The organism is Paenibacillus amylolyticus (assembly GCF_047302515.1).
GTDB classification, from domain to species: Bacteria; Bacillota; Bacilli; order Paenibacillales; family Paenibacillaceae; genus Paenibacillus; species Paenibacillus amylolyticus_G.
On record NZ_CP168019.1, the window covers coordinates 5344764 to 5362158 of the forward strand.

At 45.6% G+C, this 17395-nt stretch carries 12 protein-coding genes; 2 read left to right on the top strand and 10 right to left on the bottom strand.

Going from position 1 to position 17395, the window contains the following annotated elements; genetic code table 11:
* Nucleotides 1–58: 58 nt before the first annotated feature.
* From ACDJ59_RS23270 to ACDJ59_RS23310, 9 genes are all read right to left on the bottom strand, one after another.
* Entirely contained in the window at nt 59–691 is a 633-nt protein-coding gene (locus ACDJ59_RS23270) for an NAD(P)-dependent oxidoreductase (RefSeq protein ID WP_036607440.1), read from the bottom strand.
* Nucleotides 692–954: 263 nt separating this feature from the next.
* Nucleotides 955–2712, bottom strand: a complete 1758-nt coding sequence (locus ACDJ59_RS23275) for an alpha/beta hydrolase family protein (protein WP_413406125.1) — start codon at nt 2710–2712, stop codon at nt 955–957.
* On the bottom strand, nt 2694–4160 hold the full coding sequence (locus ACDJ59_RS23280) for a tetratricopeptide repeat protein (RefSeq protein WP_413406127.1): 1467 nt from the start codon (nt 4158–4160) through the stop codon (nt 2694–2696). Before ACDJ59_RS23280 ends, ACDJ59_RS23275 begins: the two co-directional genes overlap by 19 nt.
* Complete coding sequence (locus ACDJ59_RS23285; protein ID WP_413406129.1) at nt 4157–4957, bottom strand: hypothetical protein; 801 nt, start codon at nt 4955–4957, stop codon at nt 4157–4159. Before ACDJ59_RS23285 ends, ACDJ59_RS23280 begins: the two co-directional genes overlap by 4 nt.
* A complete protein-coding gene (locus ACDJ59_RS23290; RefSeq protein ID WP_413406131.1) occupies nt 4935–7679 on the bottom strand; it encodes a lanthionine synthetase LanC family protein in 2745 nt (914 codons plus the stop codon). Before ACDJ59_RS23290 ends, ACDJ59_RS23285 begins: the two co-directional genes overlap by 23 nt.
* A 118-nt stretch (nt 7680–7797) precedes the next feature.
* Nucleotides 7798–7935, bottom strand: a complete 138-nt coding sequence (locus ACDJ59_RS23295; RefSeq protein ID WP_161799395.1) for a hypothetical protein — start codon at nt 7933–7935, stop codon at nt 7798–7800.
* Nucleotides 7936–8120: 185 nt separating this feature from the next.
* Complete coding sequence (locus tag ACDJ59_RS23300; protein WP_413406133.1) at nt 8121–9401, bottom strand: MFS transporter; 1281 nt, start codon at nt 9399–9401, stop codon at nt 8121–8123.
* Nucleotides 9382–9759, bottom strand: a complete 378-nt coding sequence (locus ACDJ59_RS23305; RefSeq protein ID WP_340965666.1) for a hypothetical protein — start codon at nt 9757–9759, stop codon at nt 9382–9384. The genes ACDJ59_RS23300 and ACDJ59_RS23305 overlap by 20 nt, the downstream gene beginning before the upstream one ends.
* A 156-nt stretch (nt 9760–9915) precedes the next feature.
* Complete coding sequence (locus ACDJ59_RS23310) at nt 9916–10329, bottom strand: GNAT family N-acetyltransferase (RefSeq protein WP_405171442.1); 414 nt, start codon at nt 10327–10329, stop codon at nt 9916–9918.
* Between the two features lie 111 nt (nt 10330–10440).
* Here ACDJ59_RS23310 and ACDJ59_RS23315 point away from each other — a divergent pair, with 111 nt between their 5' ends.
* Nucleotides 10441–11328: a hypothetical protein gene (locus ACDJ59_RS23315; RefSeq protein WP_413406135.1), complete on the top strand. Its 888-nt coding sequence runs from the start codon at nt 10441–10443 to the stop codon at nt 11326–11328.
* A gap of 612 nt (nt 11329–11940) precedes the next feature.
* Here ACDJ59_RS23315 and ACDJ59_RS23320 read toward each other — a convergent pair.
* Nucleotides 11941–14652 carry an S-layer homology domain-containing protein gene (locus ACDJ59_RS23320; protein WP_413409900.1) on the bottom strand — a complete coding sequence of 904 codons (2712 nt, stop codon included), beginning with the start codon at nt 14650–14652 and terminating at the stop codon, nt 11941–11943.
* 365 nt (nt 14653–15017) lie between these two features.
* On the opposite strand from ACDJ59_RS23320, the gene ACDJ59_RS23325 reads away from it, so the two are divergent.
* On the top strand, nt 15018–17339 hold the full coding sequence (locus tag ACDJ59_RS23325; protein WP_413406137.1) for an AraC family transcriptional regulator: 2322 nt from the start codon (nt 15018–15020) through the stop codon (nt 17337–17339).
* Nucleotides 17340–17395: the final 56 nt, after the last annotated feature.

Consider the following 17395-nt stretch of genomic DNA (forward strand, 5'->3'; position numbering starts at 1 on the left):
ATCGATCCCGTATACGAGACCTTCAGATTAAATCATCCATCCCAAAGCCTGTCTACGCTTAATAACCTACCGTAAACCGTGCTTGGATAAATTGCGGATCGTCCAGTTCGTCCACCAAAGCCGCTGCAAAATCGCCAACTGAAATCGAGCTTTCCCCGATATCATCCGTAATCACACGGTTCATGCCAACCCGGAACTGGCCTGTCCGACGTCCTGTTGTGATTGTCGCAGCAGGGCTCATGTAGGTCCAGTGAATACCTGATGCTTCAATCAGGTCATATGCTTCTGCATGGGCTTTCGCCAGTGGTTTGACTTCTTCCGGGAATCCCGGCGTATCCATCAGCATATCACCTGAATCGGTTAGCAAACTTCCCGCTCCACCAACTACAACCAGACGTCCTGCTTTTGCCCGGCGCACACCCTCGATCAACGAACGTGTCACTTCCAGCATCTCTTCTTCTCCACCGAACTTCGGTCCATATGCACTCACAACCACTTCTTGACCTGCTGCAAAATCAGCAACCTGATCCGGGTTAAGCAGATCTCCCTGTTCTACACGCAAACGCTCATGAACCATCTCAACCTTCGAAGGATCACGCACCACCGCTGTCACTTCATGCCCACGATCCATCAGCTCCCACAGTATCATCTTGCCAATCGCTCCGGTTGCTCCAAAAATGGCTACTTTCATATGAATTCCCTCTTTTCTGTAGATATCATCTTGTCAACTTACCGTTATTTTAATACTTAATCCTATTGTTATATACCTTAAACGGCTCACGCCATCTTAAACCGGATGTGACATCTTGTAAACGTTAATGTTCATTCTCTTAAGCTCTCCAACTATGCACCAGACCACGAACAACACTTCCCCCACCGCTTTTCCTTTCCATATCCTTACCTTAAATATCGCCAAAAAAGCCGCATTTGCGGCTTAAACATCACGTATTTATCTTACGTGGATACTCTACTGTAGGTTAGAAAATCAACAGCCTTCTGCGCCCAGATTCGCTCCGAATAAACCTCATGCGCCATATCCTGTACAATATGAAGTTCGACCCTGCCTACAGCTCCAGACATTTGCTTGTTTTCCATGATGTCCAGATATAACCTCTCCGTCTGTTCTACGGGACACAGTTGATCAGCCTGACCGTGAATGAGTTGGATATCCACTTCACTGAGCCCAGATACATAAGCTATTGGGCTTCTATCCCGCAGGGCAGATTGATCATGCAAAAGCTCATCGATTTCAGTTTCCAAGAATGATCTCAGCTTCGCTCCGCCGCCTGCGTACAGTCCTTCCAGATCCGTAAACGGTGCACAGGCAACCACAGTACTCCATAGCGCCGGACTTTTACCTGCTACCAGCAATGCCAGATAAGCCCCATAGCTCACTCCATAGAGGGATACATTTGAATAGGAAGATAACATCTGCTCCCGCATGAACTGGATGACATCTGCATCCACGCCGCCCCAATCATTCTGAATGCGCATCCTGTAATCCGTGCCGAACCCTGAACTACCGGGATAGTTCAGCCCGATGACCCGCACTCCTGCCTGATATAATCCGCTGATGACCGGACTAAAGCTGTCAAACAGGCAATTATGAGGCCCACCATGAAGATAGATGACCACCTGTTCTGCGCCCTCCGGGTGCATGTCCATGTACGGAATCATGTCATGTCCATAACGAACCCATCCATAGATTACATCGGGTTCCTTGTCAGGATGGTTACCAATCCTCTCATCTCGCTCAACCGGGAAACGGGTAATCGTACGGGTTTGTTCCGAAAACCGGTATATCCCCGGCACCGGAGGACGTATGATAGATTCATATTTTCCGATCAATCCCTGCCTGTCCCTGCTGAGCACAGCCTGTGTCAAGATTCCTGGATAATCATATAGCTCATACCTCTTCTCTCTGTCCAATGTATATTGAACATATTGCCACCTGCCGCAGGTTATCCCTTCGCAGAGGACTAGCTGTTGATGTGGATCGAGCTGCATTCTAATCAGTTCAGAAAAGGGTTGGGTATCCCTGGAACATTCATGCACCCGATCCTCTCCCTGCCTGATCCATCCGGGCTGGAAGCCACCTTCCACAGGAATAGAAACGGCTATGAGATCCCCCTGCTTATCCATCACAGGGTAGGCATACTCCGTATAGGGTATTTCGGATGATGAAAGGATATCTTCGGAATACGAGTACACTCTTCCAAATCCACCAACGTTTACACCAACCTCTCGTGTTGATGCAGACCAGAATACAAATTGCGGGTTGTCCAGTTCAGGAGTAACCCATCGCGCCTCATCCTTCTCGGGATCGTAAAGACCTATACGGACAGCTCCTGAACGATGTCTAATGGAAAATAGCAGAATTAATTGCTCCTCCTGCCAAGCGGCCTGCATCACAGGAAATGGAAACTTCACTAATAGGCTCTGAACCAGAATTGCTTGCTTCTCATTCTCGTATATATGAAGCCATTTCTCCGACTTGTCCTGTGTAATCACCAGAACACGGTTCCTGCCCATAAACTGAATATGCTGCGTGTGCTGATCTGACTCTGTCCCATGTTCAGAAAGACTCTGACGGCTATCCATGCGGCCTGTATCATCAAGACTGCACCATTCGCATGTATTGTCATCATAGCCCAAGAGCATACTCGTTCGTTCCTTGTTCACACTCATTCGTGTCAGGAATGGATAGCCCAACCGGATTTCCTCCTCTCATTCCAGTGTTTTAACTGCTCCCATCCCTCCAACTGCGATTCCAGTTTATCAATATACTGGTCCTGCGTGTATGCATCTAGGGGCGTAACGGTCCCCAGTCTGCCTAATGTTTCCCGAATCAATCTGATCTGTGGCAGACTGGCAACCGGCAGCCCCATCATCAATAGACGGTACACCCGGGATGCCCGTTCCTCTGACCCTTGAGTAATGAGCGCGCCAGCGATTTCCACCGCACGACCAAGCAGTTTGGGATGGATAGTGTTTGTCTTCATACGTAACAATTGAATCAACAGTTCATATTCCTGCTCCTGCTCTCCCAGCTGTTGATGTAATACCATTTTTAATTGCAGTACATGCCCCAGCCAATCTACATACGCATCAATACATAACTTCTCCGCAGCCAGCAACGTCTTACCTGCCTCTACATAGTGACCCGCTCGGAGGTGCAAGCCCGCAATGTTTAGTAACGTCTGAATCTGAAAAACTTGCTTATCGGGTCCATCAGAAAGCTGGCGTATACGCTGGCCCGCCTGTTGCTCCAACGTAATTGCGCGTTCTACATTGCCCTCCTGCATCTCAATTAATGCTTCACCATTATCAAGTGCAGCCCATTTCCCAGTACGATACGTTTCAGTTAGTTCATCATGGGCAATGATTTCCCGAGCTTTCGAATAACAGTGTCGTGCTTCGGTATACTGCTTCCCGTTTTTGGTCAACAGCTGACCCAACTCAAACCAGAGTACTGCCTGCTGTGTCGCCGACAACTGTTGAAATAACGAATTATGGTCGAAAAAATGAAAACAGGACGTGTAGCGGGCCGGATCAGCCGATTTGGACAACAAAACCCAGGCCAGCCTATTGTAGAGCGCCAATGCTACCTCTTTTTCCTTCCCTTTATCCTTGCTTACCATTTGTAGATGTTCTTCCAACAAACGTCGGGTCTGATCGGGCGTATCCCTGACAATAGATACCGGAAGTTTGGGTATGTCCTCAGGATTACTCGCCATGGTTGGATATCGATGAAAAAAAAGCACTACACTTACTCCCCTTAATTTCTGTCGATACAGGATATAGTGGATGGCTCCCAGATCTGCAGGGTGAAGGTAGGAAGATACTTCAACCAGAACCCATTTCCGATTACCAGGCGTCCACCCTGATCTTTGGAATCTCAATAACGCATTTTTACATGCCACAAGATCATCTATTGGCTGAAATGGATTTAGTTGATAGATCAGCGGGAGAGTAGCATACGGATCACCAACCGCAATTTGTATAGCCTTATCCTGCCAATGCGTTCTCAGTTTGTGAATTTCATGCTTCACCGCATCTGATGTCCCTTCAACGACAAACAATCCAGGTTCATGACTCACACGAAACCATTTACTTCTCAGATCATGATAATCCGTACTTTCCAGTGAGACAGGCATCATGAAAGCTCACTCTCTTTCGTGATTCGGCATACGTGTATAAGTTCAGGCACCTGTTGTAAATTCAGTGCCGTCATCAATTGATAACTGCCCCGGTTGATTGCATCAAGTGAAGCTTTAATCCGCTGATCCGGATCTGAACTGCACCGATGGAGACCATATGCAGCAAGCCATCGGGCCCATCCTTGACGTTTCGCTTCTGGTATTGTGAATATATGAGCAAGGAGTACACTGCCAAACTCATCGCTTAACAGGCAGCCCCCAATCTTACTTCCCTCCAGTTCAACAAGCCCGGAACCTTTCAGCAACTTGCCATATACACCCTGATAAATATCCCCGATAGCTTGACGAGCAGCTTCCCAACCTGGACAGGTAGGATCACTGGCCTGGAGCAAGTGTGCAAGGGAATCCGCCTGCCCCTCTGCAGACATCCAAACCGCGTCTTCATTAGGCATAGCCGGCACGGGAACGTCCTTCAACTTGCCGAAAAATTGATACCGATGTGCAAGAACATCCGCCCGGTATCCAAGCTTCTCCCACGGAAATGAGGCAGGAGCAGTTGCATATAGAGAGGACCATGTGATTGTATCCAAAACGGATGACATCCGATCTTCCCAATAAAGATTGGAATGTGCTTCACTCCATAAATCCATTGTATACTGCCCTTCACCCTGATCAATTAGCATGAATGAAGATAGGGTTTCGTCTTTTCCAGGTTCAACAGCATAATAGCGATCCCCCGCCTTCCCCGATTCTTGCTGGCATTGCGGCAGGATGTCAGATATGGATGTTAGCATCATGCGCTTTCCCCTCCCTGTTATAATCGAAACCTGAGTAAACCAGTGGTTCGGATGCAACAGATGGATAAAACCGGCGTAGCAGGAATGTATAGATCCCCATATAACCGGTCATATAATCCGGGGAGAAGGACTCCATGTCCTCCAGAGGCCACATCCATATGTCTTCCTGTGGATCACTTCGCAATACATACAAGCTCTGTGTATACTCCACCAGTTTGGTTTCATATCTGCCTGGGAACTTGCGGTTAGCCAAAAGTAGAAAATCTCCATTACCTGCAATTCCGTGACACTGCCCAAAAGAAGCAAATACCGTTGCCTGTGCCACTGCATCCGCTGCTTGAAGTCCAAGTCTGGTACAGAGGGGATCTTGCAGAATATCAGCCGCTGCCATTAGAAATCGACCAATACCCGCCGATCCATTACACCAGTGCACCCAGAGTGTATCCGGTTTTTCCGACGATGCAGGCCACAGGCTCACGCCATTCTGTCCTCCATGACTCGTACGATCGAGCGTATCTACAATTCGCTTCACAGCAGAATAGTACGCTTCCTTACCTGTACGCTCCGCCAAGGCAAGCAAATAATATCCGATGCCTGCAATGCCATGAGAGAATCCAAGGGAATGATGGCCTTTTTTGTCCGATTTATCTTTCACTTTCCACAAACTCAATGATTCATCTGTCTGCTCTTCTTGTTCCAAAATATAAACACCCAGTTCCTCTGCTCTTGCCAGAAGTTCAGGGCGGCCGCCAATACGGTATATTTCAAGCAGCATCAATCCCAACCCCGCCGCTCCATGACTAATATTGGTCTGTACTGGCTCATGCCAGGTGATTTCCAATGCCAGATCCTCTGCACGTCGAAGCAACGATGGATCATTTATTCGTTCAGCCGTCTCTGCCAATGCCCAGGGAACAGCGCCATATCCAAAGTATAATGCTACAGGTGTCTCATCTGGAACGTAAGGGTGATTCGTCAAAATCCATTCCAATACTTCACGTGCATATTGATGGTATTGTCTGTTTTGTGTAATCTGACCAAGCTGATTAAAACCAAAGATCATCCCTGTCCAGCCAAAGTTGAAATTCGCCGGATGAAACATCTTGCTCATGCTGTTTTCCGGGAACAGTTGCAAGGGGCTATTAAAATCAAGAGAAGTATACAGTGTCTTTACCATACGCTCGGCCTGACGGAGTACTTCTTCTGGCTCCATATTGCATTCATCCTTCTCTATTACATCCATGCTTCCTCCTGAATTGACCTCTTGCTGCTCCAGCAATGCAACCAGTGTTTCACGAATTTCTGATAACTCCACATGTCCGCCTGACATGATCTCGATGCCCAGACTCCCCAAGCCACGAAGCTGTGTATTACTCTGATAGTCCAGATAAGCCTGTGCAGCTTCCAGATGGGATTGCCGATATTTCAGATAGGGGTCGATGGATGAAGCCATGTAATAGAAGACACCTCCCAGCGCATACAGATCATACGCATAACTGGATCGCCTGCTGTGCTCACGTCCCCGTGGCACATAGCCCGGAGTATGACCGGTCAATGGATCGGCCTGACTCTCATCACTTCTGACATAAGCCAGTTCAAGATCAATCAGGCGTACACTTCCGTCCGTCAGCACAACAATATTGTTGGGCGTCAGATCATTGATCACAATTCCTTTATCGTGACATTGCTGCACCATATCGAGAATATGTATACCCATCCGATGCATATCCGCCCGGTTGTAGTCTGCGGCTACATGTCTGCGATGGATATATTCACGCAAGCTGATGCTTTCAAAATACTCCAGGATCAGATAGCGGTTATTTTCAGTACTAAACAGATCAAGCGGCCTTGGGGTAACCCCCGTATCCTTCATCAGATCAAGCACGCGATATTCATTATCCAAATAGTTATGAGCAGAGCGCCCACCACCGTCTACACGCATGCGGTAGACCGCTTCTTTCATGACAGCCTGTTCATAGGATGTGCCAGAGATGAGAAATACTCCTCCCTTACCGGATTTCTTGAGTACACGTCTCACACGAATATTCCGTATACCAAACTCATTGTTATTGGAATCGGAATGACGAGAATCAGCCCGATTCTTCTCCATCGCCTGAACCCCCAGTAACTCCTCAGGTTCATTCACCCACTCCGGTTTATACCTGCCAGGTGTTCTTCGATCCTCCTCCAGCTTACCTTCTGGATTCTGGATGGCATACACTTTTGCACCCGAATAACGGTCGTAATAGAAACGATCAGTGAATGCACCATATCGATAAAATACACACTGGCTACCGAGGTATGCCCGATCTGTCGGAATAGCTGGTCCTTTCAGATCGCTTGTACACGAATGCATTAGCTCAAGTAACTTCAAGAATTGCTCTTCGTCTCGTGCGTAGATGGTGACACACTTCCCAGTCTGAGGGAGAGGTATGGAACCGTTAGATGTTTCAATTAGTTTCAGACCGCTGCTCACTACTTTCCATTGCACATCATTTTCTGTGAGAACAGGTGCAATGCGTCGCAGTAATTCAGCTCCTTCCACAGGGATAACAGACAGATGAATTTTCCAGCCCTGTGCGGGAAGCCTTAATTCTTCCGGTCTAAAACAAATCCAATGGCCGTCATTCGACCATTGGATGGATTGGGGAAGTTCCCGGATTATATGTTCCAAAGCGTTCTCAAAGGCGTCCTTCTTGGGGGTTACGCTTGCGAATTTCAATGAGAATCACTCCTTTTTGAATAAAATAAGAGGGGGAGGTACAATTATTTTAGTAATGCGCGAAAATCAAAGACTTATCTTTCAAATGATTCAGTGAATAGAGCGTGTAAAGAAGTTCCTAGCTCTCGACAACAATTGTTTGTGAGCTAGTCCAGCTGCACACTGTACACAAGCTTGTTTCCTCAAACATGTTGTTATCCTCTTCAACCTCTAGTGCCATCAAATCCTGTACAGATAAAATTTCCTTGTTTTCCATGATATATTACCTCCCATTTGTCTCCCCCTCTTATAAACCAAATTCTACATAAAATTTGATATTCCTTCTTTTTAATTGAATTATTTTACATAAATTATTTATAGAATCCATTTATTTCGCCTGATCATGTCAAATTATTGATTCCTCGGACAAAAAAGAGGCGCAATGTGACATCAAATTTCAGACTACATACTGGTCGTTTGTTGCCGGGTACGCTTGCTACGTTCTTCACGGAAAGGTCGGACAAATAGGCTTGCCATGCCCATACAAATAACAAATGTACCAATCCCCATGTACACCCATGAAGGGTTGTACGTTTCAATGAACCACCCTCCCAGTAACAAACCTAGCGGATTACTAATGCCACTCATCAAGACCCCCATACTGTTCATGACACGTCCTCTCTTTTCTTCCGGGGTGGATAAAAGAATGGAAGTAACCAATGGTACATTCACAAGAGCAAGTCCCATCATCAACAAAAATGAACACGCAATTGCGATATACAGGTTAGGAAACATCGGCATGAGCAGCAAACTTGTGCCTGAGATGAGATAACTGATCAAAAACCAATGAGCGAGTGAGAGTCGTTTGGCATATTTACCACTGAGCAGAGAGCCTGCAATACTGCCAGCGGCAAAGGCTGACTGAAGCAGACCGTAGCCTTGTGGTCCGGCCTGGAGCACCATATTGGCAAAAATCGGCGTGAAAATGTGCAGTGGCGCACCCGCAAAATTGATAATGGCTCCAAAGATAATGCAGCAGGCCAAAATTTTACGGGAAAACAGGAATGTAATTCCCTGCATGCTATCTTTAACAAAACCGGAGATTCCTTTTTGCTTCACTACTTTGGTTACAGGGATGCGGATAAAGAAAATGGATATGGCGGACAGCAGAAATGTAACGGCATAGAGGAACAGGATGGACTGAACGGAGATGAGCGCGATCAATATTCCCCCCAAGGCGTATCCAAGCAATTCAACCGTTTTGGAGGAAGAGTTCAGTAGTGCATTGGCTGGAGCTAATTGTTTTGCAGGTTCTGGCAAAATAGCGGGGATGACTGTCTGGGTTGCCGGATTGAACAAAAAACCAAGGATTGCAATGAGCAGATTGGCTGCGTAAATATGCCACGGAAGCATGGATCCTGTCATGAACAAAAGAGCCAATATGCAAGCTATGCCTGCACGCAATATATCTGTCCAGATCAAAAGTTGCTTTTTGGGAAGACGATCACTGATCGTAGCCAAAGGAATGCCCAAAAATGCATAGATCAAGTACGGCAACATCGGAATCAGTGCGGCAGCAAGTGCCGACTCCGTTAATTGGAGGATATACCACATCGTCGCCATGGAAAATAAAATCTGCCCTGCGCCAGAAATCAATCTACCAACAAGAAGCACAACAAAAGAAGGAAGGCGCAAAACCGCCCGATAGCTGTCGCCGCGAATTTCATTTTTCATCTTTTTCACGCGCCTCTCCCTCGTACATAACAGATTCATCATCACTAATACGATGCAGACGTGTAACCAAACCTGAATCTCGAATGGTCTGTTGTATCTTGGCTTTTACCCGTTCCAGTTCAGCCGTATACTCGCGTATCTCGTTCAATAAGGTCTGATGGGTTCGTATGCCTTCCCTAATCAACATTGCAGTCGCGTCAGAACGGTTTTTCGCTAATTCAAGAAATACAAGCTGATCTATGATATCAATCTCTTCCTGACTTAATCGAACGGAAACAACTCCCTTGGCTCCCGAAAGGTTTTTGTTCGCCTGCTCCACAGATCGTTCCACCATCTGGTTAAACTGAGCTTTCTGATCATTGTACATATACATTTCCTCCATTCTTCACAAGTGCACCCGTATATCGTAATTTGTAAATCGTAAATTGGTTTTAATTTACATTATACCTGTAAATATATGGTTGTAAAGCAAAAAACCTTTGGATATCCAAAGGTTCGCCGAATATGTTATTTAACTATTTCACTAGTCTCCCTGCCTCCACCACATACCCTCCGATTTTGGGCTGGTGTATTCAAATCCAAATTGAGCATACAGTTGATCAGCCGGAACATCCGCCAGCAGACTGACCAAACCACGGGCAGGTACTGCCTTACGCAGATAATTCATAATCTCGCTCATGATCAGTTTTCCATAACCCATTCCCTGAACATCCGGGTGTACAGCAATATCCACGACCTGAAAGAAACAACCTCCATCTCCAATCACTCGCCCCATGCCTATCAGCATATCCTCTTCACGCAGACATACGGCAAACAGGCTATTCGGTAATCCAATCTCTGCCCCTTCCCTACTCATCGGGCTAAGACCCGAAACCTGCCGTAAGGCAAGATACTCCACTGCTGCGGGTGGTGTGTGTTCAATACTCACATGATCCATGAATTGTGCCCCTTTCTGCTTGAATTCATCTACTTCCTGTGTAATAGTGAGAGAAAGCTTACGTGAAGCGTGTTTCATGATACGTGAAGTTGGTGCAAAGGAGGAACAAATGTGTTTCAACGTTGGATTGAAGATCTAACATCGCGCCCAGGCACTGTGGCTGTGCTGTTTGGAGTCATGGCTTTGCTTCTGGGGATATACATATGGTCTGCCACTGAAGTTCGCCGTAGCCACGAAAGGCGAATGAGAAGGATACGAGATACATTATACATAAGTACAGCCCTCTTGGGACAACTTACCATCCAGGAAAATCGGAATTATGAACGATCGGAACACGAACATGACGATCTGATAACAGCAATGTTAGCCTGCAAAGCTGCATCTTACCTATCTCCTCAGCTACAGGACCAGATCCGTGACTGTATTAAGGATCATGATCCTGCCCGACTTGGACTGATGCACAGAGCACTGGAACGGGAATGCACCGTATTATCGGATGAACTCAGCCGGGATACTCATGCAGATCATTGGGGCACAGCGCTATGGACCATCCTTCGGCCCGCAGCCGAACCATTGGCACTAGCGGCTACAGGGTTTCTAGTTGCAGATCTGATATTTCGTCAGCGGATGTTGGACGTACCTGTGGACTCATGGGACAGCATCTTGCCATGGATTCGCGCAATTTCCCTAATGATCACCATAATATATGGTTACCTGCTCTGGGCCAGCCCACGCCGGGATAGGTCAAGTACAGTAACCAAAATGCTCTCCTTGCTGATCGCGCTATGCTCCTTGCTCCATCTGATAGGACCTATTGCTGTTCCCTATGCACTGGGACTACAGCTAATTATATTTACTTCGGGTTTCGGGTTGACTGGGACACGCTCTCGAAGTGATCGGCCCTACGCAGGACATACGGATCTGGAACCAACGAAGCAAGTCTCTACGGAGATGGAAGGAAATACACGTCGTACATCTGGTACCAACACCGACGAATAACCTACGCATCCAGCCGCTTCCGTATGATTAAACTTAGATACCCACATCGATGATACGAGACTCGGCCCTTCCTCGACTGGATCTTCACAGATCAGGTCGTGTCTCCTTACTCGCATGCTATACGATCATGGATGTCAGTGTCCCAAAATTATCGAACTCCCGTCTGGCTGTTCCTATTGAGTTACCAGTCGATTCTCTAAGGAACACAGGACGTCTTATATTACCTCTACTGTCTCTTTCAAAATTGTAAAGAACCTCAGACACGTTATTTCCCAAAATCGCTCGATAAAAACGCTCTAAAACGCCGTACATTTCGATATAACGTGTCTCAAATTCGTTAGATTTCTGCGGGCGTTTCGAATCCTTGGATAAGATGCCTCAGATTCGTTAGCGCTCACTCCCTACTCATGCTCTGTTCCAAGCGCGACTGAGAGGACAACCTCTAAATTCTGCAGGTCTGTACGCAAAAAGGGCTGAAACTACATTGTAGCTTCAGCCCTTTTCTATATTACTAATTTTGTCTTGCGAAGAATGATCGGAAAGTTATTCTGTCATCGGAGTGGCATGTGTAATATTCTTTAGTTCACTTTATATCATGGATAATTACTTCACTTATTTGGCTACAATATGTGCAATGACGCGGCCCTTTTCGTACGTGACAGTCACGTCATAACCATCTGCCGTTACACTGCCGAATTCACCTGTAATTCCATTAGCCGTGATTAACTTAATATCTTTGGAACCTTCAATCTTATGCTTGGACAAGTCCAGTTTGAGACTTCCTCCATCAATATAGAGTTTTCTGCCGACATTCAGCTGACTGTTGCTGTCAGTCACTACCAATTCCAACGTACCGTTATCCATGGTAAAGTTTCTATTTAAGTTGAGTGCTCCGTCGACATCGACGACAACTGTTCCATTTTCTACATACAGATCACCTGTACCAAAAGCAGTTGCAGATTCAGCTACCAGCGTTCCTGCTTGCAGCAATGTTCCGCCAGTGTAGCTATTTTTCCCTGTCAATGTAAGAGTTCCTGTTCCTTTTTTCGTAAGCATTCCACTACCGGTGATATCATTTCTCCACCAGTCTTGTGCATTAAAGCGCCCTTTGGAAGCGTCCATATCCACAGTTACATTGTTCAAGAATGCACCGTATCCATCCGCAGCCGTGACCAGATCAATTCTACCCCAGCCCTTGGATTCATCCAGTACAGGATATCCAGAGTCAATGGATGTTGTATACAACACTTGTCTGCGTTGCTCATCTGTTAAATACGGTTGACGTGTTTCTAACAGGGCTTCTGCTCCTTGCGGTACAACTGGAGCCAAACCTTTGGTTCCGGTTTGTGGTAGACCGTAAGTCATCTTTTCTCTATAGAAGGCTTTATTGGCATCATGATCTTCCCATTTGTGTTCATCATAAGCACTCTTGAACGTGTAATCCTCTGTTACGGTGTGTGCATACTCATACAGACTCATATTTTTTTCCTTGGCTGCAGCTCCAAATACTTCTCCTGCATTCTCATAACCTTTCTCTAACACATCTTTATTCTCAGCCTTATTAAGTGCATATGCAGCCATGGCTGTGGATTGTATTCTTCCTCCTATAACATCAAGTGGTGAGTGCATCCCCGTTACGACTCGATTCTCGCCCAACTGAGCTGCTCTCGTTAACAATTCAGCGAATCGTTCTGGTGTAGCGTATGCCAAAGGAAATACGGACAAGTAAGCTGCACTGGTATGTCCGCTCGGAAATCCACCATCTTTTCCTCTTCCATCCTCAGCGATTCGTTTGACATAAGTTAACGCAGGAATAAGCTTAACGTTGGTTTCGTATTGCTGGTAATGTTTTTCTCCTGTTGATTTGGTGCCGCCTGAAGCCAAAGGTACTTCGTTTTTCTCACCTTCGCCCAAGGTTTCCCATACAGGTAGTCCTTTGCTGTCAACCACTTCTTTCACTTCTCCATTGGAATTCATTCTCCACGGTCTAGGGGAAGAGTAGAAATATTTAGAAGGATTAGATGAGGCAGGAATTTTGAATCGAACCAGATCAACCAAATTAACCAAGTCTGAAAGCTCCGTCTTTGCTTCCCAATCTCCAATGCCTTGGCTTTCATCTTCCACGGTTTCTTCGGTCAATACCACATTCATCTCGTCCACCGTTCGTTCAACGTTTGTCTTTGGCTTGATGATATCTACATACGTGTTAGCTAACGGACCAAAGCCCTCCATCACACTATAGATCTTATCTCTTTGGTCATCATAATAGGCTGCCAATGTCTCTTCAGCCGTGCGATTTTGCGTGACCTTTTCTACATATTTGATATTGGCTTCCCAAGTCGCTTTATTTCGGATCTCTTCATTTGCATATGTTTTCTGATCGGCGACAGCTACGGTTGGATCATTCTTAAAGCCGTCATAATATGGGGACGGTCCATCTCCATACTTTGCATTTTTTCCGTCAGCTCCAATTTTGGTTGCCGCTGTTCCATCTCTCCAATCCGCTTGGTTCATGGACCACACTTGATCAAAACCGTCCAAAATATCAATAAACGGATTGGTTTCCGCAATATTTTTTAAGGTGTCGTCTCCGGCATTGGCTCCGTGCTTCACGGCGGACAACCGAGCTTCATCTGCCGGGGGATTAACATTCAGTCCGGTTGCCGTTCCTTTTGGCTTAGCTGGTTTGGCAGCTGTAGTAGCATCTGTTTCCACAGCTTTAACGAGCGCAGACACCGCTTCGGCACGAGTAATGGAATTAAGCGGTTTGAAGGTTCCATCTGCATATCCGGAGATAATTTTCGCTGCTGCCGCTCCACCTACAGCTCCCTTGCTCCACGCCGCTATAGACGATGAATCGCTAAATACATTCGCTGCTGTTTCATTTAACTCCAAATTCAAGATGCCAGCGATCACTTTAGCTGCTTCTTGACGGGTGATCGGATCTTGCGGCTTCATTGTGCCATCGGTGTATCCATCTATATATCCATTCGCATTTGCAATAGAAATTGCTTCGTAATACCATGCACTCTCAGACACATCATTAAAGGTAATTTTAGCTTGTCCGGAATATCCAAAAGCACCGTTTACCAAATTCATAAATTCTGCTCTTGTAATATACGTATTCGGTTTAAATGAATGATCCAGGTAACCTCGAATTAATCCTTCATCACCCCATGCTTGAATATTTGCTTCCGCCCAGTGTCCCTTAATATCAGAGAACTGAATCTTCTGATCGGCTGCAAAACTCTTCTCTGCAAACGTCGGACCTACCATAGACAACATTAGAAGTAATGCCAGTGACTTTTTAAGTGGTTTTCTCATGGCTTGCAAATACACGCTCCCATTATGGTAAATTATTTTTTTGCTTCTGCATCTGCAAATGAGTAAGAAAGACTCTATACAGATGTCTGATCTGCCGTTACTGTAGCATTAAGGAGCGTTTCGCATCTATAGAACAAATTCCGTTTTATATCAAAATCGTACGTTCCGGAGCTTATATGCCAAGAAAAATGGAGTTAGATACTACATTTATCAATTAAAGTGCCCACTTTTGTAAACGCTTTATTAACTGGAAGTAAATTATGCAGTGGGAGTTTGTTAAATTTCGATCAACATGATTTCTAGTCCTCGGCCTGCTATATAATGATGAAGTTGTTTAGAAACGAGAAACGAAGGGGGGAAAAAGAATGCATAAGCCATTTCAATCTGTAAGATCTAAGATGGTTCTTTCCTACCTTGCTGTTGTTCTTGTCATTGCGCTTCTTTTCGGCTCCATTCTATACCTCTTCTTCTCCCGTCAATACAGCAAAGAGATTCGAATCAATAATCAGCTGTCGCTGAAAAGCACTGTCAATTATATTGAAAGCTCCGTTATCCAGAAGGTGAATCAGGTCTATCTGTCCCTGGCACTCGGTAACGCCGCAAGTATCGATTTAGATAGTTTAAAAGGAAACCATAGCAAAATCCTGGACATCGAACAGTCCCTCAAAAATATGGTGCAAAATTATTCTGATCTCATTGAAGCTATTCATGTGTACGATACGAAGAACCACTTCATCGTCTCATCTGTATATGGGCTATTGCTCTATGAGGACACGCCTTCGAGTGTGGATCATACGACGGATTGGATTACTGCGATGAAAGAGACTCCAGAAAGCTCCTTATGGATGAAGACTCGCATGGTGCCTCAGGATGTTTATATCGAATCACGAGAACAAGGCAAGATGAGTCCTCTAATTTCCTATGTCCATAGTTACCCGTTTCAATCGTCTGGACAAAACAGTAAGGCCATGATTGCGATTGATATCAAAGAATCAGCGATCAGTCAGATCATTAAAAATATGCTCCCTGCTGACTATGCAAATACATTAATCATCGATCAGGACGGAACCGTCATATCTGCCGCGGACAAAACGTTGATAGGCAGCTCCACGGAGGAGAATCTGACACAGTCGCTGCTCACCTTTCATTCTTCAGATGAGAGCTTCACACCTGTATTTAACTACGACTCTTATGTCGTTACCCAAGATCAATTTAAAGGAAATGCATGGAGAATCTACACAACCACACCTAATGAAAGCTTCTATTATAAATTGGATAGCTTGAAAGAGATTTCGGTTCTTCTCGGTTTATTGGCTGTTGCGGTTGGAATAGCGATGTCGTCCATCTTTACCAGGGCCAACTATAGTCCTCTTAAACGAATCATGAATAACATCAAGAGCCGGATGGATAGCCCAACCAGCTTAAAGCAGGACGAATATCGGTTCATCGATACAACGTTTAACAGTCTGTCCAATAAAGTTGATAGTCTTGAAGAAACTTTACAGGCCAATCACAGCATGATTAAGCATAGTATCATGCTCAATATGTTAAATAATCGATTTACACCCGAGGAACTTACGGAACAGCTCCAGTCTGTTCACATTTCAATGGCCTACTCTCGCTTCCGTTGCATCGTCATTGACCCCGTCAATGAGAAGTGGAAGGATCTGCAGCCACGACAGTTGCAGCATACGTTGTATACGATGATCCAGCAACTGGAGATCGCAGAAATGGATGGAACTCAACTGCTGGCAGAGGAATTGCAGGATCATAAAATAGCAGTAATTATCTGTACCAACCAACCTGGAGAACCGCTCTCTGATCACATTGTAGACTTTATTCACGCTGAGGCGAGCAGCAGATTTGGTCTGGAATTTGTACTATCGTTAGGCGGATGGGTAGAAAACTTCACAAAGATTCACACAAGCTATCATCAGGCGAATACCCTGATTCGATACAGCTACTTCTTCCCCGAGCAGTCTGCCATTCAGGATCTTGATCTTCTGAACAGGGAAGCCAGCAGTTTGGAAATACCGGAGTCATACCTCGTAAACTTTGAAAAGAAATTACAGACTCGGGATGTGCAAGGTACGGTTCAGGCCATTCAGGAATTGGTCGCGATAATAAAAGAAGGCCCCTATTCAGCCGAATACAGTCGGATCATCTTATTAAAAACGGTATCTATTTACGCTGAGTGTATTAATCAGGTGCGCCTGCAACCCACCGAGGCGAGTTCATTGAATATGTACAAGCAATTTTCATTGTTCTACAATATCAACCGCTATTCGGAATGGATGATTCATCTCGTGACCGAATTTGTAATGCATATGGAGAAGCGAAGTGAGGTACGAAGTGTGGATACCATCTCGGCTGTCAAAGCCTATATTCACGAGCACTTATCGGGCGATCTCACATTAGATCATGTCTCAGAGCAAGTATTCATCAGCCCTAAATATCTCAGTAAACTTTTCAAGGAAGAAACCGGGATTGTTTATTCCGAATATGTTACGAATCAGAGAATGGAACGCGCACGGGAACTCATGACTCAACGTGAGATTACGGTTGAGCAGGTCGCAAGTACGGTTGGTTACCGTACCCCTGCCTATTTCATTAAAAAGTTCAAAGAAATTCACGGCTGTACACCAAAAAACTTCATGCGCAATCTAATGGAGCAGGGATCTATATAGGATCAATTAGGAATATTTACACGGACACTCCGATGACAGAACAACCTTCCGATCGC